The following is a 20,227-nucleotide window of genomic DNA, read 5'->3' on the forward strand; positions in this document are numbered from 1 at the left end:
CTCTTGCTCCGCACGATCGACCTCCGCGGGCGCGACCTTTCGCCCGCAGAGCTTCTCGCAGCTGTCCCGCGGGCGACCGCCGCGCGCGATGAAGCGCTCGCTTCGGCGGCGCGGCTCGTCGCCGATGTCGCGGCCGATGGCGAGCGCGCGCTGCGCGCGCAGGCCGAGCGCTTCGACGGCGTGACCGATCACGAGATCCGTGTGCCGTCCGAGCACCTCGACGAGGCGCTCGCGCAGCTCGATCCGTCGGTGCGCGCGGCGCTCGACGAGGCGATCTCGCGCGTGCGCGCCGCATCCCGCGCCCAGGTGCCCGCGCCCGTCGTCACCGAGCTCGGGCCCGGTGCCCGCGTCTCGCAGCGCTGGCAGCCCGTGCGCCGCGTGGGGTTGTACGTGCCGGGCGGCAAGGCGGTGTACCCGTCGAGCGTCGTCATGAACGTCGTGCCCGCGCAGGTCGCCGGTGTCGAGCGCATCGCCCTCGCCTCGCCGCCGCAGCGTTCGCACGGCGGACGCGTGCACCCCGTCATCCTCGCCGCCGCACGTCTGCTCGATATCGACGAGGTCTACGCGATGGGCGGCGCGGGCGCGATCGGCGCCTTCGCCGAGGGCGTCGCGTCGCTCGGGCTCGATCCCGTCGACGTCGTGACGGGCCCGGGCAACAACTACGTCGCGGCGGCCAAGCGCGCCGTCGCCGGGCGGGTGGGGACGGATGCCGAGGCCGGCGCGACCGAGATCCTCGTCGTGGCGGATGCCGCGGCCGACGCGCGGCTCATCGCGTTCGACCTCGTGAGCCAGGCCGAGCACGACGAACAGGCCGCGGCCGTGCTCGTGACGGACTCGCCCGAGCTCGCCGGCGCTGTCGACGCCGAGACGCGCCTTGCGGCGACGGCGACGCACCACGCGGCGCGAGTCGCGGTGGCGCTCGCGGGCCCGCAGTCCGCGATCGTCCTCGTCGACGACCTCGCAGCGGCGACGGCGTTCAGCAACGCGTACGCGCCCGAGCACCTCGAGCTGCACCTCGTCGACCCCCGCCCCCAGGACTTCGTGCACGCGGGGGCCGTCTTCGTGGGTCCCGACTCGCCCGTGAGCCTCGGCGACTATCTCGCGGGCTCCAACCACGTGCTCCCGACCGGCGGTCAGTCGCGCTACGCGTCCGGGCTCTCGGCGGCGACCTTCCTGCGGCCCCAGCAGGTGATCGAGTACGACCGCGCGGCCCTCGCCGACGTCCGCGACGCGATCGTGACCCTCGCGGAAGCCGAACAGCTCCCGGCGCACGGTGAAGCGATCACGGCCCGCTTCACCGGCGCGCAGGCGTAGTCTCTTCCTGCCATGCATTGCCCGTTCTGCCGTCATTCCGACTCGCGCGTCATCGATTCGCGCACCAGTGACGACGGCCTCAGCATCCGTCGCCGTCGTCAGTGCCCCGAGTGCGGCGGACGCTTCACGACCGTCGAGACGGCGAGCCTCAACGTCGTCAAGCGGTCCGGTGTCATGGAGCCGTTCAGTCGCGAGAAGGTCATCTCGGGCGTGCGCAAGGCGTGCCAGGGGCGTCCCGTGACAGACAGCGACCTCGCCGTGCTCGCCCAGACGGTGGAGGAGACGCTCCGACAGACCGGCGCCTCGCAGCTCGACGCGAACGAGATCGGTCTCGCGATCCTCGGCCCCCTGCGCGAGCTCGACGAGGTGGCCTATCTGCGGTTCGCGAGCGTCTACCAGGCGTTCGACTCGCTCGAGGACTTCGAGTCCGCGATCGAGGCGCTGCGCGCCGACCACCCGCGTCGCGTCGTGAGCGATCTCGACCGATAATCTGGACGGGATGTATCCCCTCCTCTTCCGCGTCGTGCTCTCGCGCATGGATCCCGAATCCGCGCACCATGCCGCGATGACCGTCATCCGCATCCTCGGCCTTCCCGCGTTCGCGTGGGCCGCTCGAGCGATCGCCAAGCCCGATCGCTCGCTCGAGACGACGGCCCTCGGTCTGACCTTCCCGTCGCCGTTCGGCGTCGCGGCGGGCTTCGATAAGGACGTCAAGGGCGCGCAAGGCCTGTGGGCTCTCGGCTTCGGCCATGTCGAGGTCGGCACACTCACGGCCATCCCGCAGGACGGCAATCCGCGCCCGCGCCTCTTCCGGCTCATCCCTGATCGCGCGGTCGTCAACCGCATGGGATTCAACAACCGGGGAGCGGATGCCGCGGCCGCCCGCCTGCGGCCCCTCCGTGCCCGCGACAACAGGGCCGTGATCGGCGTCAACATCGGCAAGAGCCGGGTCGTCGACGTGGCCGACGCGACGGCCGACTACGTGCGCAGCGCATCGCTGCTCGCGCCCCTCGCGGACTATCTCGTCGTCAACGTCTCCTCGCCCAACACCCCGGGCCTGCGCGGTCTGCAGGCCGTCGAGACGCTCCGCCCGCTGCTGGATGCCGTGCGCGCCGCCGCCGGTGCGACGCCGCTCCTCGTGAAGATCGCGCCCGACCTCGCGGACGACGAGGTCCAGGGCATCGCGCGTCTCGCGGTCGATGCCGGACTCGCGGGCATCATCGCGACCAACACGACGATCTCGCGCGCAGGGCTGCGCACCGACCCGGCAGTGATCGACGCGGCGGGGGAGGGCGGCCTCTCAGGCGCTCCGCTCAAGGCACGCGCTCTCGAAGTGCTCGCGCTCGTTCGTGCCGTCGTCCCACCCGAGTTCTGCGTCATCTCCGCCGGTGGCGTCGAGACCGCCGCAGACGTTCAGGAGCGGATGGATGCCGGAGCCACCCTCGTGCAGGGCTACACCGCATTCCTCTACCGCGGGCCGCTGTGGGCCCGGCAGATCAACCGGGGGCTGAAGCGCTCCCGTTGACCGGGATCGCGATACGGCCTACGCCGGGCGCTGGCCGCGCTTGACCTGAGGCTTCGGCAGGCGCAGGAACCGCATCTGGATCGACCGCATCGCGGCGTACCAGCCGAGGCCCTTCTCGACCTTGTCGCCCCACTTCGCCTTCGTGGCGCGCTTGACGCGGATCGACGTGATGATCATGTCGCCGATCACGAAGAAGATGAAGATCCAGAGGGCGACGAACGACCAGTACTGGATCCCGAGCACGGGGATGAAGGTCGCGACGATGACGACGACCATCGCGGGCATGACGGCCTCGCCGAGGTGCCAGCCCGAGTCGACGAAGTCGCGCACGAACTTGCGCTGCGGACCCTTGTCGCGGGCCGGGAGGTACTTGTCCTCGCCGGCGGCCATGCCGATGCGCGCCTTCTCGCGCTGCGCGTTGAGGTCGGCGCGGGCGCGGGCCTTCGCCTCCTTCGTGTCGGGCACGAGCGGGCGCTTGCGGGCGGCCTCCTGCTCGGCGCGCGAGGGCGTCGCGCGCCCCTTGCCGGACGCACCCACGGGCACGCCGTTCAGGGTCGTCCCCTCGGACGGCGCGTCATTGGGAGCCGGAGCGGCGGGAGTCTTGGCCACGATGATCCTCGGGAGAGCGGGACGGGTTCGCCCTTAAGATTACCCGCATGACCACTGAGCTCTCTCGTCCCCAGGCAGTGCGGGATGCCGCGGCCGCCGCGGTCCCCGCCGCCCTCGCCGATCTCGGCACCCTCGTGCGCATCCCGTCCATCGCGTTCCCGGGCTTCGACCCGGCCGACGTCCGCCGCAGCGCAGAGGCAGTGGCATCCCTCGCCGAAGGCCTCGGCATCTTCGACAGCGTCGAGATCCGCGACGCGGCGATCCCGGGCACGGACGAGCGCGGCATGCCCGCCGTCCTCGCGTCGCGCGCGGCGCGCAACGGTCGGCCGACGATCCTGCTCTACGCCCACCACGATGTCCAACCCACGGGCGACGACGCGCTGTGGGAGTCGCCGCCGTTCGAGCCCACGGTGCGCGACGGTCGCATCTTCGGGCGCGGCGCCGCCGATGACAAGGCCGGCGTCATGGCCCACATCGGCGCCCTGCGCGCCCTGAAGGAGGCGTTGGGGGAGGACTTCGACCTCGGCGTCGCGCTCTTCATCGAGGGCGAGGAGGAGGCGGGCTCGCGCTCGTTCGCACAGTTCCTGTCGGACAACGCCGACGCGCTGCGCGCCGACGTCATCGTCGTGGCGGACTCCGGCAACTGGGACGACAAGACCCCGGGGCTCACGGTGTCGCTGCGCGGCAATGTGCGCTTCACCCTGCGTGTGCGCACGCTCGACCACGCCTCGCACTCCGGCATGTTCGGCGGCGCCGCGCCCGACGCCATGATGGCCACGATCACGCTCCTGGCGACACTGTGGGCGCAGGACGGCTCGGTCGCGGTCGAGGGGATGACGTCGCGGGATGCCGCGACCCCCGAGTACTCCGAGGAGACCCTGCGCGACGAGGCGGGCCTGCCCGCCGGTGTCGAGCCGATCGGGCACGGCAGCATCCTGGACCGCATCTGGAATCAGCCCTCCATCACGGTCACGGGCATCGATGCGCCGAGCGTCGTCAACGCCTCGAACACGCTGAGCCCCGAGATCTCGGTCGTGCTGAGCGCGCGGATCGCTCCCGGGCAGCCCGCGCGCGAGGCGTACGAGGCCCTCGAGCGGCACGTCCGCGCCCACGCGCCGTTCGGCGCCCAGGTCGAGATCATCGACCTCGACCTCGGCGACGGGTTCCTCGTCGACACGAGCGGCTGGGCCGTCGAGACGGCACGCGAAGCCCTCGCGGAGGGCTACGGCGCGGCATCCCTCGACCTCGGCGTCGGCGGGTCGATCCCGTTCATCTCCGACCTCGTGCGCGAGTTCCCCTCGGCGCAGATCCTCGTGACGGGGGTCGAGGACCCGCACGCCAAGGCGCACAGCCCGAACGAGTCCCTGCACGTCGAGACGTTCCGTCACGCCCTGATCGCCGAGGCGCTCCTGCTCGAGAAACTCGACGCGAGGACTCTGTGACCGGCCCTTTGCCAGGATCCCGGCGTAGAATCGAGGCATCCCGTCGCTCTTCCACCGGAGGAACCACATGACCGACACGACACTCGCGACCGAGGTCGCGGCTCCCGCCCACGGCGTCTCGCTCACCGAGGCCGCCGCGCGCAAGGTGCGAAACCTCCTCGAGCAGGAGGGCCGCGATGATCTGCGTCTGCGCGTCGCGGTGCAGCCGGGCGGATGCAGCGGCCTGATCTACCAGCTGTACTTCGACGAGCGCTTCCTCGACGGCGACCAGGCCGTCGACTTCGACGGCGTCGAGGTCATCGTGGACGACATGAGCGTGCCGTACCTCGACGGCGCCTCGATCGACTTCAAGGACACGATCTCCGAGCAGGGTTTCACGATCGACAATCCCAACGCAGCGGGCAGCTGCGCGTGCGGCGACAGCTTCCACTGAGCCGAGAACTTCAGACCGGGTCCGGCCGCTCGTTTCGAGCGCCGGGCCCGGTCTTTTCCTGTCCGAAACGACGCGACAACCTGAGCGGATGGCCTGAATCCGCTGGATGCTTGCTCTAGACTGACGAGAGTCCTGTTCGCGATCCGGAAAGGTGCATCCGTGCCCTCGAAACGCCGCTTCCGCTGGGCCGTTCTCCCCGTCGGGATCGCAACGGCAGTCGTACTGGCGGGGTGCACCCCGACCGAGCTGAACGGCTATCTGCCCGGCTTCCTGGCTGACGAGCCCAACACCACCAATCACACCGGCATGGTGTCGGGCCTGTGGGTCAACTCCTGGATCGTGCTGCTGGCCGTCGGTGTCATCACGTGGGGCCTCATGGGCTGGGCGGCGATCGCCTACCGCCGTCGTCGCGGTCAGAGCGGCCTGCCGGTGCAGCTGCGCTACAACATGCCGATCGAGATCTTCTACACGATCGTGCCGCTCATCCTGGTCATCGGCTTCTTCGCCTTCACGGCACGCGACCAGACGATCCTCGAGACGCAGACCGAGGATCCCGACGTGTCGATCACCGCGATCGGCAAGCAGTGGGCGTGGGACTTCCAGTACGACGGCGACTCCGAAGAGGACACCGTCTGGTCGATGGGCGTCCAGGCCGAGACCGACGACGCGGGCAACATCGTCAGCAAGCTTCCGACGCTCTACCTCCCGGTGGGCGAGACGGTGAAGATCAAGCTGCAGTCGCGCGACGTCATCCACTCCTTCTGGATCATCGACTTCCTGTACAAGAAGGACATGTACCTCGGGCGTGACAACTACTGGTCGTTCACGCCGACCCGCGAGGGCGAGTACGCCGGCAAGTGCGCCGAGCTCTGCGGCGAGTACCACTCGATGATGCTGTTCAACGTCAAGGTCGTCAGCGCCGAGGAGTACGACCAGTACCTCGACTCGCTGCGTGCCGCCGGTCAGACGGGCGACATCAACGACGAATACGACAGGCTGGGGAACCTGCCCGGAACGGACGGCGAAACGTCCGAGGGAGAGCACTGATCATGGCGACGACACTTCCCCTCAACGAGCCGGCCAACGGCCGCCCCACGACGCTGCCGCCGCGCCAGGCCGCTCTGCTCAGCTCCTCGCGGGTCGAGCAGAAGGGCAACATCGTCGTCAAGTGGATCACCTCCACCGACCACAAGACGATCGGGTACATGTACCTCATCGCCTCGGTGATCTTCTTCATGCTCGGCGGCGTGATGGCCCTCATCATCCGGGCCGAGCTCTTCGAGCCCGGGATGCAGATCATCCCCACCAAGGAGCAGTACAACCAGCTGTTCACGATGCACGGCACGATCATGCTGCTGATGTTCGCGACGCCGCTGTTCGCCGGGTTCGCCAACGTCATCATGCCGCTGCAGATCGGTGCCCCCGATGTCGCGTTCCCGCGACTGAACGCCTTCGCGTTCTGGCTCTTCCTCTTCGGCTCGACGATCGCCGTCGCCGGCTTCCTCACGCCGCAGGGCGCCGCGGCGTTCGGCTGGTTCGCGTATCAACCTCTCGCCAGCGCGACGTTCTCACCGGGCGTGGGAGGAAATCTCTGGATGCTCGGCCTCGGCATGAGCGGTTTCGGCACGATCCTCGGCGCGGTGAACTTCATCACGACGATCATCACGATGCGCGCGCCGGGCATGACGATGTGGCGCATGCCGATCTTCACGTGGAACACGCTCATCACGAGCATCCTCGTGCTGATGGCCTTCCCCGTCCTCGCCGCAGCCATCCTCGCCGCCGCCGCGGACCGCGTGCTGGGCGCCCACATCTACGACCCCGCCAACGGCGGTGTGCTCCTCTGGCAGCACCTCTTCTGGTTCTTCGGCCACCCCGAGGTCTACATCATCGCGCTGCCATTCTTCGGCATCGTGTCCGAGATCTTCCCGGTCTTCAGCCGCAAGCCGATCTTCGGCTACAAGACGCTCGTGTACGCGACCATCGCGATCGCGGCGCTGTCCGTCGCGGTGTGGGCGCACCACATGTACGTCACGGGTGCTGTGCTCCTGCCGTTCTTCGCCCTCATGACGATGCTCATCGCGGTGCCGACGGGTGTGAAGATCTTCAACTGGATCGGAACCCTCTGGCGAGGGTCGGTGACCTTCGAGACGCCGATGGTGTTCGCCCTCGGCTTCCTGGTCTCGTTCGTGTTCGGTGGTCTGACGGGCGTCATCCTCGCCTCGCCGCCGTTGGACTTCCACCTCTCCGACTCGTACTTCGTCGTCGCCCACTTCCACTACGTGGTGTTCGGCACCGTCGTGTTCGCGATGTTCGCCGGCTTCTACTTCTGGTGGCCCAAGTGGACGGGGCGCATGCTCAACGAGCGCCTCGGCATGGTGCACTTCTGGATGCTGTTCATCGGCTTCCACATGACGTTCCTCATCCAGCACTGGCTGGGCGTCGAGGGCATGGTGCGTCGCTACGCCGACTACTCGGCGGCCGACAACTTCACGTGGCAGAACCAGATCTCGACGATCGGCGCGATCCTGCTCGGTGCCTCGATGATCCCGTTCCTCTTCAACGTCTGGATCACGGCACGCAAGGCGCCGAAGGTCACGGTCAACGACCCGTGGGGCTACGGCGCATCGCTCGAGTGGGCGACGTCGTGCCCGCCGCCGCGCCACAACTTCACGTCGATTCCGCGCATCCGCAGCGAGCGCCCCGCATTCGATCTCAACCACCCCGAAGCGGGCGTGCCCGTGGGCGTGGGCCCGGCGAAGGATGCCCCCGATGCCCCCGTTGTGGACGCCGAGACGCGAGAGGTCAAGTAAGTGAAGACCAATACCGGCCTCTGGTGGCTGCTGAGCGCATTCTTCTTCCTGATGTTCGTGGTCTACACGATCTGGAACGTGCTCGCGCACTGGGACACACACGCGGCGCCCGACGTCAGCGGGTGGGAGGTCTTCACGCTTTCGACCGAGTGGGTCGGCACCGTCGCGCTGCTCTTCGTGACACTCATGGCGGCGTTCATCGCGTTCTACATCGGGCGCGTGCACAAGGCCCAGCGTGGTGAGCTGCCCGAAGACATCCTGACGGCCGACATCGACGACGGCGACCCCGAGGCGGGCGAGTTCAGCCCGTGGTCGTGGTGGCCCATCGTCCTCGCGGCTTCGGCAGCGGTCGGCATCCTCGGTCTGGCTGTCGGCGTCTGGATGTTCCCGATCGGTCTCGCGATCTTCGTCGTGGCGATCGTCGGCTGGGTCTACGAGTACTACCGGGGCTATTTCGCGCGCTGATCCCGTGATCCGCCTCGACGTCGGTGGCGCTTCGGATGTCGGTGCGCATCGCACGGTGAATCAGGACGCCGCATTCACGGCGCCCTGGGGCGCTGGGGTCGCCGACGGTGTCGGTGGTGGGCCGTCGGGCGATCTTGCGTCAGCGACGCTCCTGCACCGTCTGGTAGCGGGTTCTGCTCCGGGTCTGGATGCCGAGCAGCTCGCTGAGATGCTACGGATCGCGAACTGGGACCTCCGGGCTCGTGTCGAACGAGACGGCTCCCTGCGCGGAATGGCGACCACCTTCACGGGAATCTTCGTAGGCAGCGAGGGTGATCTGCTGCTCGCGCACGCCGGCGACTCGCGCGCCTACCTTCTGCGCCACGGTGGACTGCGTCGTGAGACGCGGGACGACTCGTACGTGCAGGCGCTCGTCGACCGCGGTCTCGTCGCTCCCGAGGCCGCTCAGTCTCACCCGCAGCGCAACATCATCATGTCCTCCTTCGCCGGCGGCGAGGCCGACCAGTCGAGCGTCGCGACCCGCGAGGCGCGCGTCGGGGATCGATGGATGCTGTGCAGCGATGGGCTGACGGACTACGTCCCCGAGCCCGACGTCGCAGGGCTCCTCGAACGTGGAACGCCGAGCGAGGCGGCACGCGCTGCCGTCAACCTCGCGCTCGAGGCAGGGACGCGCGACAACGTCACCGTCCTCGTCTGTGACGTCGTGGAGGGTCCACCGCATCCTGAACGGCCCGTCTTCTACGGGAGCGCCGCGAATCGATTCACGGAGGAACTGGGGAGCGCTTCAGCGTAGGTGTTACGGCCTGACGACCATGACCTGTGAGTCGAAGACGCGGGGGAGGGGACCCTCGTCGTTCTCGGTCGGCTGACCCTCGCGTACCCAGTACTCGTATCCGCCGATCATCTCGCGTACCTGATAGCCGAGCTTCGCGAACGCGAGGGCGCCCTTCGCGCCGCCGTTGCAGCCGGGGCTCCAGCAGTAGACGACGACCGGCACCGCGGGATCGAGTTCGACGGGCGCTCGTGCGGCGATCTCCTGGTGAGGGATGTGCACGGCGCCGACGATGCGGCCCTGCGTCCAGGCATCCATCCCTCGCACGTCGACGAGCACGAACTCGTCACCGCTCTTCTGCGCAGCGTAGACGTCGGAGGCGTCGGTCTCGAGAGCGAGCTTTGCGGAGAAGTACGTGATCGCATCGGTCATGGCTCCACGGTAGGACACGAAAGTGGCGCCCCCCGATTCGGGGAGCGCCACTCTCAGTTCGATTCCTGCCGCCCTTACGAGCCGCCGTCCTTCTCCTTGTTGCGAGGAGGCTTCGTGCCGGGCTCGGGCTCGGGCACGATGACGTTCGAGGGCCGCACGGCGGTCTCGGAGTGCACACCATCGTCGATCGGCACGTGCGGGGCATCCGGAACACCGGCGCGCTCGTGGGCGCCCTGGATCTCGGCGTCTTCCTCGTGCGCGATGTGCTCGAGCTCGTGATGCTGGTGGGCGAGTGCCGCATCGACCTCGGCCTGCGTGACCGGGATCAGGCGGTCTTCGAAGAACCAGCGCGAGACGACGGCACGCACGTTCTCGTGCCACGGGATGCGACCGCGCGAGTTCGGGCGCACGACCAGCGGCTCGTACGTCTCGAAGCCCACGAGCTTCCAGCGCTCGTACTCGTCGACCGGCTGGTGCACCTCGATGTACTCGCCGCCCGGAAGTCGGACGATGCGACCCGATTCGTAGCCGTGCAGCGCGATCTCGCGGTCCTTCTTCTGGAGCGCGATGCAGATGCGCTTCGTGACGAAGTAGGCGATGATCGGCCCGATGATGAGCAGCGCCTGGAGGGTGTGGATGACCCCTTCCATCGTGAGCCAGAAGTGCGTCGCGATGATGTCGGAGGATGCCGCGGCCCACAGCACCGCGTAGAACGTGACGCCGGCCGCGCCGATCGCCGTGCGGGTCGCCGCGTTGCGGGGGCGCTGTGCGATGTGGTGCTCGCGCTTGTCGCCCGTGACCCACGCCTCGATGAAGGGGTAGATCAGGACGAGCACGATGAAGACGCCGATCACGCCGAGCGGGATCAGGATGTTCCACGACCACGTGTGACCGAGGAAGACGCTCTCGAGATGCGGGGGCACGAGTCGCAGGGCGCCGTCGGCGAAGCCGATGTACCAGTCGGGCTGCGTACCGGCCGAGACGGGCGACGGGTCGTACGGGCCGTAGTTCCAGATCGGGTTGATCGTGAACAGCGAGGCGATGAGCACGATCACGCCGAACGTGATGAACAGGAAGCCGCCCATCTTGGTCATGTACACGGGCATCATCGGGTAGCCCACGACATTGCTGTTCGTGCGGGCGGGGCCGCCGAACTGCGTGTGCTTGTTGATGACCATGAGCATGAGGTGCAGTACCAGGAGGCCGACGAGGATCGCCGGCAGCAGCAGGATGTGCAGCGTGTAGAGGCGTCCGACGATCTGCGTGCCGGGGAACTCGCCGCCGAAGAGCAGGAACGAGGTCCACGTGCCGATGAGCGGGATGCCCTTGACCATGCCGTCGATGATGCGCAGGCCGTTGCCCGAGAGCAGGTCGTCGGGGAGCGAGTAGCCCGTGAACCCTTCGCCCATCGCGAGGATGAAGAGGATGAAGCCGATGACCCAGTTGAGCTCACGAGGCTTGCGGAAGGCGCCCGTGAAGAACACGCGGAGCATGTGCACGCCGATGCCGGCGACGAACACGAGAGCAGCCCAGTGGTGGATCTGCCGCACGAGCAGACCGCCGCGGATGTCGAACGAGATCCGCAGGGTCGAGTCGAGCGCCGCCGACATCTCGAGACCGCGCATCGGGAGGTAGGACCCCGTGTAGTGCGTCTCGACCATCGAGGCCTGGAAGAAGAACGTCAGGAACGTACCCGACAGCAGCACGACCACGAAGGCCCACAGCGCGATCTCACCGAGCATGAACGACCAGTGGTCGGGGAAGATCTTGCGGCCGAGCTCCTTGACGAAACCCGAGAGGCTCGTTCGCTCGTCGATGTAGTTGGCCGTGGCGGCGACGAATCGTCCCCCCAGCGGCTTCTCCGGCTGCGACGTCGTGTCGGTCCCGTGCTCTTCAGAGACAGTGGCGGTACTCAATGACGCTCCCAGAAGCTCGGGCCGACGGGTTCGGTGAAGTCGCTCATGGCCACGAGGTAGCCCTCGTCGTCGACTTCGATGGGCAGCTGCGGCAGCGCGCGCGCAGCCGGGCCGAAGATCACCGCGGCGCCGTTGGCCACGTCGAACTGCGACTGGTGACACGGGCACAGCAGGTGGTGGGTCTGCTGCTCGTACAGCGCGACGGGGCAGCCGACGTGCGTGCAGACCTTCGAGTAGGCGACGATGCCGTCGTACGTCCAGTCGAGCTTGTTCGTCTCGGGGTTGAGCTGCTCGGGGAGAAGGCGCATGAGCAGGACGATCGCCTTCGCCTTCTCTTCGAGGTAGCCGTCGTGGTGGCTGAGCTCGGCGAGCGGCTCGGGGATGACGTGCACGGCGGAGCCGAGCGTGATGTCGGCGGCGCGGATCGGCGTGCCCTCGGGGTCGTGCGCGAGTCGCATCCCCTTCTTCCACATCGTGTGGCTGAGGAGGTAGACCGGGTTGCCGCCGTTGGGGTGCTCGGGGGTGTCCTGCGGCGCGAGACCGCGGAAGAGCGCGATGCCGGGGACGATGGATGCCGCGACCGCCGCGATGAGCGAGTTGCGGATCATCGTGCGGCGCCCGAACCCGGACTCCTCGTTGGCGTCCGCGAACGCCTGGACGGCAGCCGCACGGGTCGTGTCACGACCGCGTGTCGCGTGCCGGGGCTCGATGAACTCCTTGTCGGACATGACGGCCTTGGACCAGTGGATGGCGCCGATGCCGATGGCGAGCAGAGCGAGAGCGATGCCGAGTCCGACGAAGAGGTTGTTGTTGCGGATGTCGACGATCCGGCCGCTCTCGATCGGGAAGATCATGTAGGCCGCGACGGCCCAGATCGACGCGGCGACCGAGAGGTAGAAGAGCGTGTAGACGGTGCGGACGGCGGTCTTCATCGCCGCCGGGTCCTTGTCGGTCATCCGCGCGCGGTGCGGCGGCAGCTCCGGGTTGTGCACCGGGTCGGTGACCGCGACGGCGAGCCCGGGGGAGGGCTTCCAAGAAGCCCTCTCGTGCTCGAGCGCGTCATCCTCGTGTGCCATGCTGCTCCTCGTTCGTGCTGTGTTTCGTATCGTTCGTCAGTTGGACTTCGCCGTGATCCACACGGTGATGGCGATCAATGCGCCGATGCCGAAGATCCAGATGAAGAGGCCCTCGGAGACGGGGCCGAGCGAGCCGAGCGAGAAGCCGCCCGGTGATTCGTTCTCTTGGAGGAAGAGCAGCGCGGAGATGATGTCGCGCTTGTCTTCCGTCGTGAGGTTCATGTCGTTGAAGACCGGCATGTTCTGCGGGCCGGTGACCATCGCGGCGTACATGTGCAGTGCGCTCGTGTTCTGCAGGCCGGGGGCGTACTTGCCCTCGGTGAGCGCACCACCCGCGGCGGCGACGTTGTGGCACATGGCGCAGTTGATGCGGAAGAGCTCCGCGCCGCGTGCGACATCGCCCTCGCCGTCGATCGTCTCTTCGGACGGATAGGTCGGGCCGGGCGCCATCGACTGCACGTAGGCGGCCATCGCCTTGATCTGCTCTTCGGTGAACTGCACCGGCTTCTGCGGAGCCTGAGGCCCCTGCATCTGCAGCGGCATGCGACCGGTAGCGACCTGGAACTCGACCGCGAGCTCGCCGACGCCGTAGAGCGACGGGCCGCTCTCGGTGCCCTGCAGATCGAGACCGTGGCAGGTGGCGCAGTTGGCCTGGAACAGCTTCTTGCCGTCTTCGACCGAGAGGGCCGAGGCGACCTGGGTGTCGCTCGTGGCGGCGACCGCCGCAGAGGCGCCGGCGTAGATGCCGCCGGTGAGCAGAAGACCGATGCCGATGAGCGCGGCGGCAGCCCAGGGACTGCGGCGGCCGGCCTGGCGGCGCGTCTTGTGTCGTGCCATGTGGGGGTTCAGCTCCACTCTTATTTCAGGAAGTAGATGACGAGGAACAGGGCGATCCAGACGACATCCACGAAGTGCCAGTAGTACGAGACCACGATCGACGAGGTCATCTCTTTGCGCCCGAAGTTCTTCACCGCGTAGGCGCGGCCGATGACGAGCAGGAAGGCGATGAGGCCGCCCGTCACGTGCAGGGCGTGGAAGCCCGTCGTGATGTAGAAGGCCGAGGCGTACGCGTTGGCCGAGATCGGCATGCCTTCGTAGACGAGCTGGGCGTATTCCCACACCTGGCCGGACACGAAGATCGCGCCGAGCGCGAAGGTCAGCCAGAACCACTCGACCATGCCCCAGCGGTGCCAGAACCGGTTCGACTTCACGGTGTAGGGCTGGAAGCGCTCGGCCGCGAAGACGCCCATCTGGCAGGTCACGGACGACAGCACGAGGATGATCGTGTTGACCAGCGCATAAGGGACGTTGAGCAGCTGCGTCTCTTCGGCCCACAGGCCGGGGGAGGTGCTGCGAAGGGTGAAGTAGATCGCGAACAGGCCCGCGAAGAACATCACCTCGCTGCCGAGCCACACGATGGTTCCGACAGCGACCGGATCCGGTCGCTTCACGGACCGCATCGCCTGAGAGTAGGTCGCTGAGGTGGTCGTCACGCTCCCCATTATTGCCGATACCGCGGCGCGATTTTCGCATCGGCGGGTATCGATTTGGGTTGATGCGAACTTAGGCATGCCTAAGAGATGGCCGAGAATCCGCCGTGCGTCGGCTCGGCGCGGGCTGTACGGCGCCCGCGGCTAGGCTCTGGTGACATGGCGGATCTGTTCTCCTGGCCCGATGTGCTCACGAACCTGCTCGAAGGGCGCGATTTGAGCGTCTCGGAATCGACCTGGGCGATGCGCCGGATCATGGCGGGCGAAGCCACGCCGTCGCAGATCGGCGGGTTCCTCGTCGCGCTGCGCGCGAAGGGCGAGACCGTCGACGAGATCGTCGGATTCCGCGACGCGATCCTCGAGGCGGCGGTCCCGCTTCCGGTGGATGCCGGGGTGCTCGACATCGTCGGCACGGGCGGCGATCGCTTCGGCACCGTCAACGTCTCGACCATGGCGGCGATCGTCGCGGCATCCTCCGGCGTCCCCGTCGTCAAGCACGGGAACCGCGCCGCGAGCTCGTCGTCGGGGTCGTCCGACGTGCTGGGCGCTCTCGGGATCGACCTGACCCTCACGCCCGAATCGGTCGCCGAGACGCTCTCGCGCGCGGGCATCGCGTTCGTGTTCGCGTCCGCCTTCCATCCCGGGTTCAAGCACGCGGGTCCGACGCGGAGCGAACTGGGTGTGCCGACCGTGTTCAACTTCCTCGGCCCCCTGTGCAACCCCGCGCGCGCCGAGGCCAACGCGGTGGGCGTCGCCCAGCTCGATCGCGTGCCCCTCATCACGGGCGTCTTCCGCACGCGCGGCGCGACGGCGCTCGTCTTCCGCGGCGACGACGGCCTCGACGAGCTCACGACGACGGGCCACAGCCGCATCTGGGAGGTCAGTCGCGGCGACATCCACGAACACGACCTGGACCCGCGCGACCTCGGCATCCCGCTCGCCGACATCGACGATCTGCTGGGCGGTGACCCTGCGCACAACGCCGACGTGGTGCGCCGCGTGATCGGCGGCGAGACCGGGCCCGTGCGCGACATCGTGCTGCTCAACGCGGCAGCAGGGATCGTCGCCTATCGGCTGTTCCGGGACGCCGCGCAGGTCCAGCGGCCCATCGTCGAGCGGCTCGCGGGGGCGATGGCGGATGCCGCGGCATCCATCGACGACGGTCGCGCGCAGCGCACACTCGACCAGTGGGTGGCCGTGACGCGGGAACTGTCGCGCTGACGCCCGTGATCGGGCGCGTTTTGCACGGCGCGGCGCCCTTCCGCTCGTGTCGGGCGCGCCGATAGCGTGACGGTGACAGGTTCCCGTTCCGCGAGGAGGACGCCATGACCGACATCACCGCTTCAGACACCGCAGCCGCCGTCGAGCCGCCTGCACGCTCTCTCGGGGCCGTCAAGGTCGTGGGGATCCTCGGCATCCTCGCCGGCATCGTGCTGATCGTGGGCGGCATCGTCGTGTGGATCATGGTGTCGTCGCAGCTGCGGGCCGAGAACATCACGATCCCCGACGACGCGATGGCGTTCCAGGGCCAGATCGTGCAGGGGCCGTTCACGGCGTATGTGCAGGCCGACATCATCCAGCATCACGCGCTCGCGCTGTCGGACGGCAAGACCTACGCGGAGCTGCCGATGGAGGACCCGGTGCGGGCGACGCTCATGAACGCCTCGTTCCTGCGCGCTTCCCTCTTCACGTCGGTCGTGTCGTTCGGCGTCGCCTTCTTCGCGATGGGGATGGGCATCCTGTCGATCCTCTTCGGCTGGGCGCTGCACCGCCTCGCGAGTGCGCCGGTCGTCGTCAAGCGCGCGCGCCTCGCCGACGCGTAACCTGCGGGGATGGACCCGCACGAGGCGCTCTCCGAGATCGCGACGCTGCTCGAACGTGAGCGTTCGTCGCGCTACAAGTCGAAGGCGTTCCGTGCAGCGGCCGATGCGATCGAAGGGCTGAGTGACGCGGAGGTGCGGGATGCCGCATCCCTCCGCCGTCGCAAGGGCATCGGCGATTCGACGTTCGCCGTCATCCAGCAGGCGCTCTCGGGCGAGGTGCCGGGCTATCTTGCGGACTTGCGGGAGCGGGCCGGGGTGCAGCGCTCGTCGACCCTGCGTGGCCTGCTGCGGGGCGACCTCCACGCGCACAGCGACTGGTCGGACGGCCTGACCTCGATCGATCTGATGGTCGATGCAGCCCGTGCGCTCGGGCACGAGTACCTCGCTCTGACCGACCATTCCCCGCGGCTACGCGTCGCGAACGGCCTGTCGGCGGAGCGACTGCGCGCGCAGCTGAAGGTCGTCGCGGACATGAGCGGCGACGGATTCACGCTCCTGTCGGGCATCGAGGTCGACATCCTGGACCACGGCGAGCTCGACCAGGATCCGGATCTGCTGGACGAGCTCGACATCGTCGTGGCCTCCGCGCATTCCAAGCTCCGCATGGAGCGCGGGCCGATGACGCGGCGGCTCGTGAAGGCCGTGTCGAACCCGCGGGTCGACGTGCTCGGCCACGTGACGGGCCGCCTCGTCGAGGGTTCGCGGGGGACGCGCCCGCCGTCGACGTTCGACGCGCGGCCGGTCTTCGCCGCCTGCGCCGAGCACGGAGTGGCGGTCGAGATCAATTCGCGACCCGAGCGTCAGGATCCCCCCGACGATCTGATCGCGATCGCGCTGGGCGAGGGATGCCTGTTCTCGATCGACTCCGATGCGCACGCGCCCGGGCAGTTGTCGCTGCTGGACTACGGCGCCGAGCGGGCGGAGCGGGCGGGGGTACCGGCCGAGCGGATCGTCACGACGTGGCCGCTCGACCGACTGCGGGAGTGGACGCGCCGTCCCCGCTAGGACGGCGCGTTCGCGCGCAGCACTTCGAGCCGCGCGCGGTACTCGACCTCGTCGATGTCGCCCTGCGCGAACCGCTCGGCGAGCGTGCTCTCGGCCCGACGACCCGGCGTCCGGCGCCGCTCGGCGGCCGCGTGACGCCAGCGGCGGCCGAAGATCGCGAACAGCAGGGCGACGACGGCGATCCAGAACAGCGGGATGAGCAGGAACCACAGGCCGGGTCCCGGACCCCAGCCCCAGGGGCCGTGCGGGTGAAGGGCGACGGCGGTGAGAACGTCGGACATGGGCTTTCCTCTCGGTGTGCCCCGGCGGTCGCCGAGCGCATCACCAGTCCACCCGACCCGCGGCATCCCGGAATCCGCCCGTCGGCGTGAATCGCTCTGCTCCCGGTGGAGTACGAGGTCAGTCGGCGCGCCACCCCGGGGTGACGAGGCCGGCCTCGTAGCCGATGACGACGAGGGCGGCGCGATCGCGCGCGTGGAGCTTCTGCATGACGCGGGAAACGTGGGTCTTCGCGGTCAGCGGCGAGAGGAACAGCCGCTGGGCGATCTCGTCGTTCGTGAGCCCCTCTGCGACAAGGCGGAGCACGTCGACCTCGCGTTCGGTGAGCGTCTTCAGGAGGTGCGGATCGGGCGCATCGCGCATTCCGGTCGCCGCGCGTTCGAGGAGTCGTCGCGTGATGCCCGGCGAGAGCAGCGCGTCGCCCGCCGCGACGACGCGCACGGCGCGGATGAGGTCGACGGGCTCGGTGTCCTTCACGAGGAAGCCGCTCGCACCGGCGCGGATCGCCCGCGCGACGTACTCGTCGAGCTCGAAGGTCGTGACGATCACGACCCTGGTGCGGGCGAGCGCGGGGTCGGCCGCGATCTGCTCGGTCGTCCACAGACCGTCGCCGTCCGGCATCCTGATGTCGATCATCGCCACGTCGACGGGCGTCGTCCGCAGGATCCGCAGGAGCTCTTCGCCTCCGGATGCCTCGGCCACGACCTCGATGTCGGGCTCCGAGTCGAGGAGCGCGCGGAATCCGGCCCGCACGAGCTGGTGGTCGTCCGCGAGCGCGACCCGGATCACGCTGCGCCGTCCCACGGGATCCGGGCCGTCACCACGGTGCCGTTCGGTGTGCCCGGCGTGACGGCGAGGTCGCCGCCGGCGAGCTCGGCGCGTTCGCGCATTCCGCGGATGCCGGCGCCCTCGCCGCCGTGCACGCCGGTGCCGTCGTCCGTCACCGAGAGGACGAGCGCGTCGTCGCGGTGGTCGACCACGACGTTCGCGCGGGTAGCTGCGGAGTGTCGCACGACGTTCGTGAGCGCCTCCTGCGCGATGCGGTAGGCGGCCGTCTGCACGGCACCCCGCGGGCGCTCGTCCGCGAGGCGGTCGTCGAGTGTCACCGTCAGCCCGAGTCCCGTGCGCTGGGCCACGAGCGCAGGAAGCTCGGCGAGCTGCGGCTGCGGCGTGAGCGGCGCGGTCGCGGGCGCGCCCGCCGTATCACCACGCAGGAAGGACAGCACGCCGCGCACTTCGTCGAGACCGGTCGCACTGAGGCTGCGGATGCTCGCGAGGGCCTCGCGCGCACGCTCCGGCTCGCGGTCGAACAGGTGCAGACCGACGCCCGACTGCACCGCGATCTGGCTGAGCGAATGCGCGAGCACGTCGTGCAGCTCGCGAGCCATGCGGGCGCGCTCCTCCTGCTCGGCGACGCGGCGCCGCTCGGCGAGCTGTGCGCGTCGCTCCGCCCCGTGCTCGCGGCGGCCCGGATTCCCTCGCCGATCGCGAAGCAGAGCGCCAGACCCAGCGTCGTGAGGGCGACGCGGAACGGATGCCACGTCATCCCGATCGCGCCCGCGGCGACGATCGTGGCGAGCCAGGCGCTGCCGACCGAGATGAGGGCCCAGAGGCGCGCGCCGCGCACGACGGCTCCGACGATGGCGAAGGCGAGGGCGACGAAGGGCGGCCCGGCTTCGGGGGCGACGAACAGGTCCAGGGCGGTGAGCGCGGCGACGACGGCGACCGTCGGCCCCGGGAATCGGCGCGCGGCGAGAAGGGCGAGGGCGGATGCCGCGGCCAGCGCGAGACTCGCGGACGCCGCGGCGGGGGGCGTGCGGGTCCACGCCGCGATCGCGACGGTTCCGCCGACCTGGATCAGGAAGGCGAGGGCGACCGGGAGGTACAGCGTGAGCCCGGGCGGCGGTCGGAATCGGGGCTCGCTCTCGATCGCGTAGGGCCCCGACATGCGGACGAGCCTACGCCCGGGTTCGCTGAGCGTCGTCTGAGCCGGGGAGTGCTCGCGCCTACTCCCGCGGGAGTAGGCGCGTCCGCGCGGTGCGCGCTGCGAGGGTCGCGAACGCCTCGACGAGCGCGGGCAATGCCTGTGCTGCGCTCGAGCACTAACGATCGGTTCTCGGCGGCCATCTCGCCATCACGACATATCAGGAACTCGGGATGCCGTCGGAGGCGCCGGGCGCGTCGGGGGTGGTGTTCGGACTTCTGGTCGCGCAGAACGGGTTCCGGATCATGGCGTACGACGTCCCGGGCTCATCCCCGAGTGGTTCCGTAGGGGCGGGGTCGGCTCGACGTGAGAACGGGATGACGTTCACAGATCAGCCGTTTCTTCGTGTCGGTATCGGGCGAGACACTCGACGACGTGACGACCTTGTGGAACGGTCTGTCGGAGGGGGCGACGGTCGTCGAACCCTTGGCGGCGTCGGCGTGGAGTGCCCGGTTCGGGATGCTCACCGATCGCTTCGGCGTGACGTGGACCTTCGGTGTCGTCACGGCGTGGTCGGTGCGCTGTGCCCGCAGTGGATGGCGTGCGCCGCGCGCGGTGCGCCCGGCGGCTCTCGCGTGTGAGCGCGGTGGCCGCCGCGTGCCGCCACGATGCCCTGGGCTGCCTGGCGCGCCGACCGGATCTGGCGGTGCCGGCAGGAAGCGGGCGAGTGAAATCAGACGCGCGGAGGTGGAGCGTTCGAACCCTCCTCCGCAGGCGGATGATGAGCTGCCCGGAACGATCGTTCGAGTGCCATCGGGCGTGGCGCGCGGCGGTGCGGTTCGGCGCGGCGCGCGGCGGGCCGGTCGGAACGGTGGCGCGCGGCTACGCGATCGGGGCCGTTGCGCGCGT

The 20,227-nt window shown here is 69.0% G+C and carries 22 protein-coding genes; 13 read left to right on the plus strand and 9 right to left on the minus strand.

What is annotated here, in order from left to right; genetic code table 11:
* Positions 1–3: 3 nt before the first annotated feature.
* From hisD to MA876_RS08365, 3 genes are read left to right on the plus strand one after another with little or no spacing between them, the layout of a single operon-like run.
* Positions 4–1,314 (plus strand): histidinol dehydrogenase, encoded by a 1,311-nt coding sequence (gene hisD / locus MA876_RS08355; protein WP_248147716.1) that lies wholly within the window; start codon positions 4–6, stop codon positions 1,312–1,314.
* Between the two features lie 12 nt (positions 1,315–1,326).
* Positions 1,327–1,803, plus strand: a complete 477-nt coding sequence (gene nrdR, locus MA876_RS08360) for a transcriptional regulator NrdR (protein ID WP_248147718.1) — start codon at positions 1,327–1,329, stop codon at positions 1,801–1,803.
* Positions 1,804–1,813: 10 nt separating this feature from the next.
* Entirely contained in the window at positions 1,814–2,839 is a 1,026-nt protein-coding gene (locus tag MA876_RS08365) for a quinone-dependent dihydroorotate dehydrogenase (protein ID WP_248147720.1), read from the plus strand.
* Between the two features lie 18 nt (positions 2,840–2,857).
* On the opposite strand, the gene MA876_RS08370 is transcribed toward MA876_RS08365, so the two are convergent.
* On the minus strand, positions 2,858–3,448 hold the full coding sequence (locus MA876_RS08370) for a DUF3043 domain-containing protein (protein WP_248147722.1): 591 nt from the start codon (positions 3,446–3,448) through the stop codon (positions 2,858–2,860).
* 47 nt (positions 3,449–3,495) lie between these two features.
* Here MA876_RS08370 and MA876_RS08375 point away from each other — a divergent pair, with 47 nt between their 5' ends.
* From MA876_RS08375 to MA876_RS08400, 6 genes are all read left to right on the plus strand, one after another.
* Positions 3,496–4,890, plus strand: a complete 1,395-nt coding sequence (locus MA876_RS08375) for a dipeptidase (protein WP_248147724.1) — start codon at positions 3,496–3,498, stop codon at positions 4,888–4,890.
* 67 nt (positions 4,891–4,957) lie between these two features.
* A complete protein-coding gene (erpA, locus tag MA876_RS08380; RefSeq protein WP_248147726.1) occupies positions 4,958–5,323 on the plus strand; it encodes an iron-sulfur cluster insertion protein ErpA in 366 nt (121 codons plus the stop codon).
* A 159-nt stretch (positions 5,324–5,482) separates the two neighbouring features.
* The gene (gene ctaC, locus MA876_RS08385; protein ID WP_248147728.1) at positions 5,483–6,370 is read left to right on the plus strand and encodes an aa3-type cytochrome oxidase subunit II; all 888 of its coding nucleotides are present in this window, start codon (positions 5,483–5,485) and stop codon (positions 6,368–6,370) included.
* A 2-nt stretch (positions 6,371–6,372) separates the two neighbouring features.
* A complete protein-coding gene (gene ctaD, locus MA876_RS08390) occupies positions 6,373–8,136 on the plus strand; it encodes an aa3-type cytochrome oxidase subunit I (protein ID WP_248147730.1) in 1,764 nt (587 codons plus the stop codon).
* Positions 8,137–8,601: a cytochrome c oxidase subunit 4 gene (locus MA876_RS08395; RefSeq protein ID WP_248147732.1), complete on the plus strand. Its 465-nt coding sequence runs from the start codon at positions 8,137–8,139 to the stop codon at positions 8,599–8,601.
* A 4-nt stretch (positions 8,602–8,605) separates the two neighbouring features.
* Positions 8,606–9,394, plus strand: a complete 789-nt coding sequence (locus tag MA876_RS08400; RefSeq protein WP_248147734.1) for a PP2C family protein-serine/threonine phosphatase — start codon at positions 8,606–8,608, stop codon at positions 9,392–9,394.
* Positions 9,395–9,397: 3 nt separating this feature from the next.
* On the opposite strand, the gene MA876_RS08405 is transcribed toward MA876_RS08400, so the two are convergent.
* The 5 genes from MA876_RS08405 to ctaE all read right to left on the minus strand — a co-directional run bounded on the left by MA876_RS08405 (position 9,398) and on the right by ctaE (position 14,299).
* Entirely contained in the window at positions 9,398–9,805 is a 408-nt protein-coding gene (locus MA876_RS08405) for a rhodanese-like domain-containing protein (RefSeq protein WP_248147736.1), read from the minus strand.
* A gap of 74 nt (positions 9,806–9,879) precedes the next feature.
* The gene (gene qcrB / locus MA876_RS08410) at positions 9,880–11,721 is read right to left on the minus strand and encodes a cytochrome bc1 complex cytochrome b subunit (RefSeq protein WP_248147738.1); all 1,842 of its coding nucleotides are present in this window, start codon (positions 11,719–11,721) and stop codon (positions 9,880–9,882) included.
* On the minus strand, positions 11,718–12,797 hold the full coding sequence (gene qcrA / locus MA876_RS08415; RefSeq protein ID WP_248147740.1) for a cytochrome bc1 complex Rieske iron-sulfur subunit: 1,080 nt from the start codon (positions 12,795–12,797) through the stop codon (positions 11,718–11,720). The genes qcrB and qcrA overlap by 4 nt, the downstream gene beginning before the upstream one ends.
* 36 nt (positions 12,798–12,833) lie before the next feature.
* On the minus strand, positions 12,834–13,634 hold the full coding sequence (gene qcrC, locus MA876_RS08420; RefSeq protein ID WP_248147742.1) for a cytochrome bc1 complex diheme cytochrome c subunit: 801 nt from the start codon (positions 13,632–13,634) through the stop codon (positions 12,834–12,836).
* Positions 13,635–13,654: 20 nt separating this feature from the next.
* On the minus strand, positions 13,655–14,299 hold the full coding sequence (gene ctaE / locus MA876_RS08425; RefSeq protein WP_248147743.1) for an aa3-type cytochrome oxidase subunit III: 645 nt from the start codon (positions 14,297–14,299) through the stop codon (positions 13,655–13,657).
* Between the two features lie 147 nt (positions 14,300–14,446).
* On the opposite strand from ctaE, the gene trpD reads away from it, so the two are divergent.
* From trpD to MA876_RS08440, 3 genes are all read left to right on the plus strand, one after another.
* Positions 14,447–15,508 (plus strand): anthranilate phosphoribosyltransferase, encoded by a 1,062-nt coding sequence (gene trpD / locus MA876_RS08430; RefSeq protein ID WP_248147744.1) that lies wholly within the window; start codon positions 14,447–14,449, stop codon positions 15,506–15,508.
* Positions 15,509–15,612: 104 nt separating this feature from the next.
* A complete protein-coding gene (locus MA876_RS08435) occupies positions 15,613–16,110 on the plus strand; it encodes an aromatic ring-opening dioxygenase LigA (RefSeq protein WP_248147745.1) in 498 nt (165 codons plus the stop codon).
* A 9-nt stretch (positions 16,111–16,119) separates the two neighbouring features.
* The gene (locus tag MA876_RS08440) at positions 16,120–17,115 is read left to right on the plus strand and encodes a PHP domain-containing protein (protein WP_248147746.1); all 996 of its coding nucleotides are present in this window, start codon (positions 16,120–16,122) and stop codon (positions 17,113–17,115) included.
* Here MA876_RS08440 and MA876_RS08445 read toward each other — a convergent pair.
* From MA876_RS08445 to MA876_RS08455, 3 genes are all read right to left on the minus strand, one after another.
* Positions 17,112–17,396 (minus strand): SHOCT domain-containing protein, encoded by a 285-nt coding sequence (locus MA876_RS08445; protein ID WP_248147747.1) that lies wholly within the window; start codon positions 17,394–17,396, stop codon positions 17,112–17,114. The two genes, MA876_RS08440 and MA876_RS08445, sit on opposite strands and share 4 nt — an antisense overlap.
* A 118-nt stretch (positions 17,397–17,514) precedes the next feature.
* A complete protein-coding gene (locus MA876_RS08450) occupies positions 17,515–18,183 on the minus strand; it encodes a response regulator transcription factor (RefSeq protein WP_248147748.1) in 669 nt (222 codons plus the stop codon).
* Positions 18,180–18,782: a sensor histidine kinase gene (locus tag MA876_RS08455; RefSeq protein WP_248147749.1), complete on the minus strand. Its 603-nt coding sequence runs from the start codon at positions 18,780–18,782 to the stop codon at positions 18,180–18,182. Before MA876_RS08455 ends, MA876_RS08450 begins: the two co-directional genes overlap by 4 nt.
* Between MA876_RS08455 and MA876_RS08460 the strand changes: the two genes are divergently transcribed.
* Positions 18,750–19,331 carry a hypothetical protein gene (locus MA876_RS08460; RefSeq protein ID WP_248147750.1) on the plus strand — a complete coding sequence of 194 codons (582 nt, stop codon included), beginning with the start codon at positions 18,750–18,752 and terminating at the stop codon, positions 19,329–19,331. The two genes, MA876_RS08455 and MA876_RS08460, sit on opposite strands and share 33 nt — an antisense overlap.
* Positions 19,332–20,227 lie beyond the last annotated feature (896 nt).

The organism is Microbacterium aoyamense (assembly GCF_023155855.1).
In the GTDB taxonomy this organism is placed as follows: Bacteria; Actinomycetota; Actinomycetes; order Actinomycetales; family Microbacteriaceae; genus Microbacterium; species Microbacterium aoyamense.

What these genes read in the sequence shown, in the direction of transcription:
- MA876_RS08405 (WP_248147736.1), bottom strand. Translation starts at nt 9,805, where the DNA reads ATGACCGATGCGATCACGTACTTCTCCGCAAAGCTCGCTCTCGAGACC.
- trpD (WP_248147744.1), top strand. Translation starts at nt 14,447, where the DNA reads ATGGCGGATCTGTTCTCCTGGCCCGATGTGCTCACGAACCTGCTCGAA.
- ctaD (WP_248147730.1), top strand. Translation starts at nt 6,373, where the DNA reads ATGGCGACGACACTTCCCCTCAACGAGCCGGCCAACGGCCGCCCCACG.
- qcrC (WP_248147742.1), bottom strand. Translation starts at nt 13,634, where the DNA reads ATGGCACGACACAAGACGCGCCGCCAGGCCGGCCGCCGCAGTCCCTGG.
- MA876_RS08445 (WP_248147747.1), bottom strand. Translation starts at nt 17,396, where the DNA reads ATGTCCGACGTTCTCACCGCCGTCGCCCTTCACCCGCACGGCCCCTGG.
- nrdR (WP_248147718.1), top strand. Translation starts at nt 1,327, where the DNA reads ATGCATTGCCCGTTCTGCCGTCATTCCGACTCGCGCGTCATCGATTCG.
- qcrA (WP_248147740.1), bottom strand. Translation starts at nt 12,797, where the DNA reads ATGGCACACGAGGATGACGCGCTCGAGCACGAGAGGGCTTCTTGGAAG.
- MA876_RS08435 (WP_248147745.1), top strand. Translation starts at nt 15,613, where the DNA reads ATGACCGACATCACCGCTTCAGACACCGCAGCCGCCGTCGAGCCGCCT.
- ctaE (WP_248147743.1), bottom strand. Translation starts at nt 14,299, where the DNA reads ATGGGGAGCGTGACGACCACCTCAGCGACCTACTCTCAGGCGATGCGG.
- MA876_RS08375 (WP_248147724.1), top strand. Translation starts at nt 3,496, where the DNA reads ATGACCACTGAGCTCTCTCGTCCCCAGGCAGTGCGGGATGCCGCGGCC.
- erpA (WP_248147726.1), top strand. Translation starts at nt 4,958, where the DNA reads ATGACCGACACGACACTCGCGACCGAGGTCGCGGCTCCCGCCCACGGC.
- MA876_RS08460 (WP_248147750.1), top strand. Translation starts at nt 18,750, where the DNA reads ATGCGCGAGCACGTCGTGCAGCTCGCGAGCCATGCGGGCGCGCTCCTC.
- MA876_RS08440 (WP_248147746.1), top strand. Translation starts at nt 16,120, where the DNA reads ATGGACCCGCACGAGGCGCTCTCCGAGATCGCGACGCTGCTCGAACGT.
- MA876_RS08455 (WP_248147749.1), bottom strand. Translation starts at nt 18,782, where the DNA reads ATGGCTCGCGAGCTGCACGACGTGCTCGCGCATTCGCTCAGCCAGATC.
- MA876_RS08365 (WP_248147720.1), top strand. Translation starts at nt 1,814, where the DNA reads ATGTATCCCCTCCTCTTCCGCGTCGTGCTCTCGCGCATGGATCCCGAA.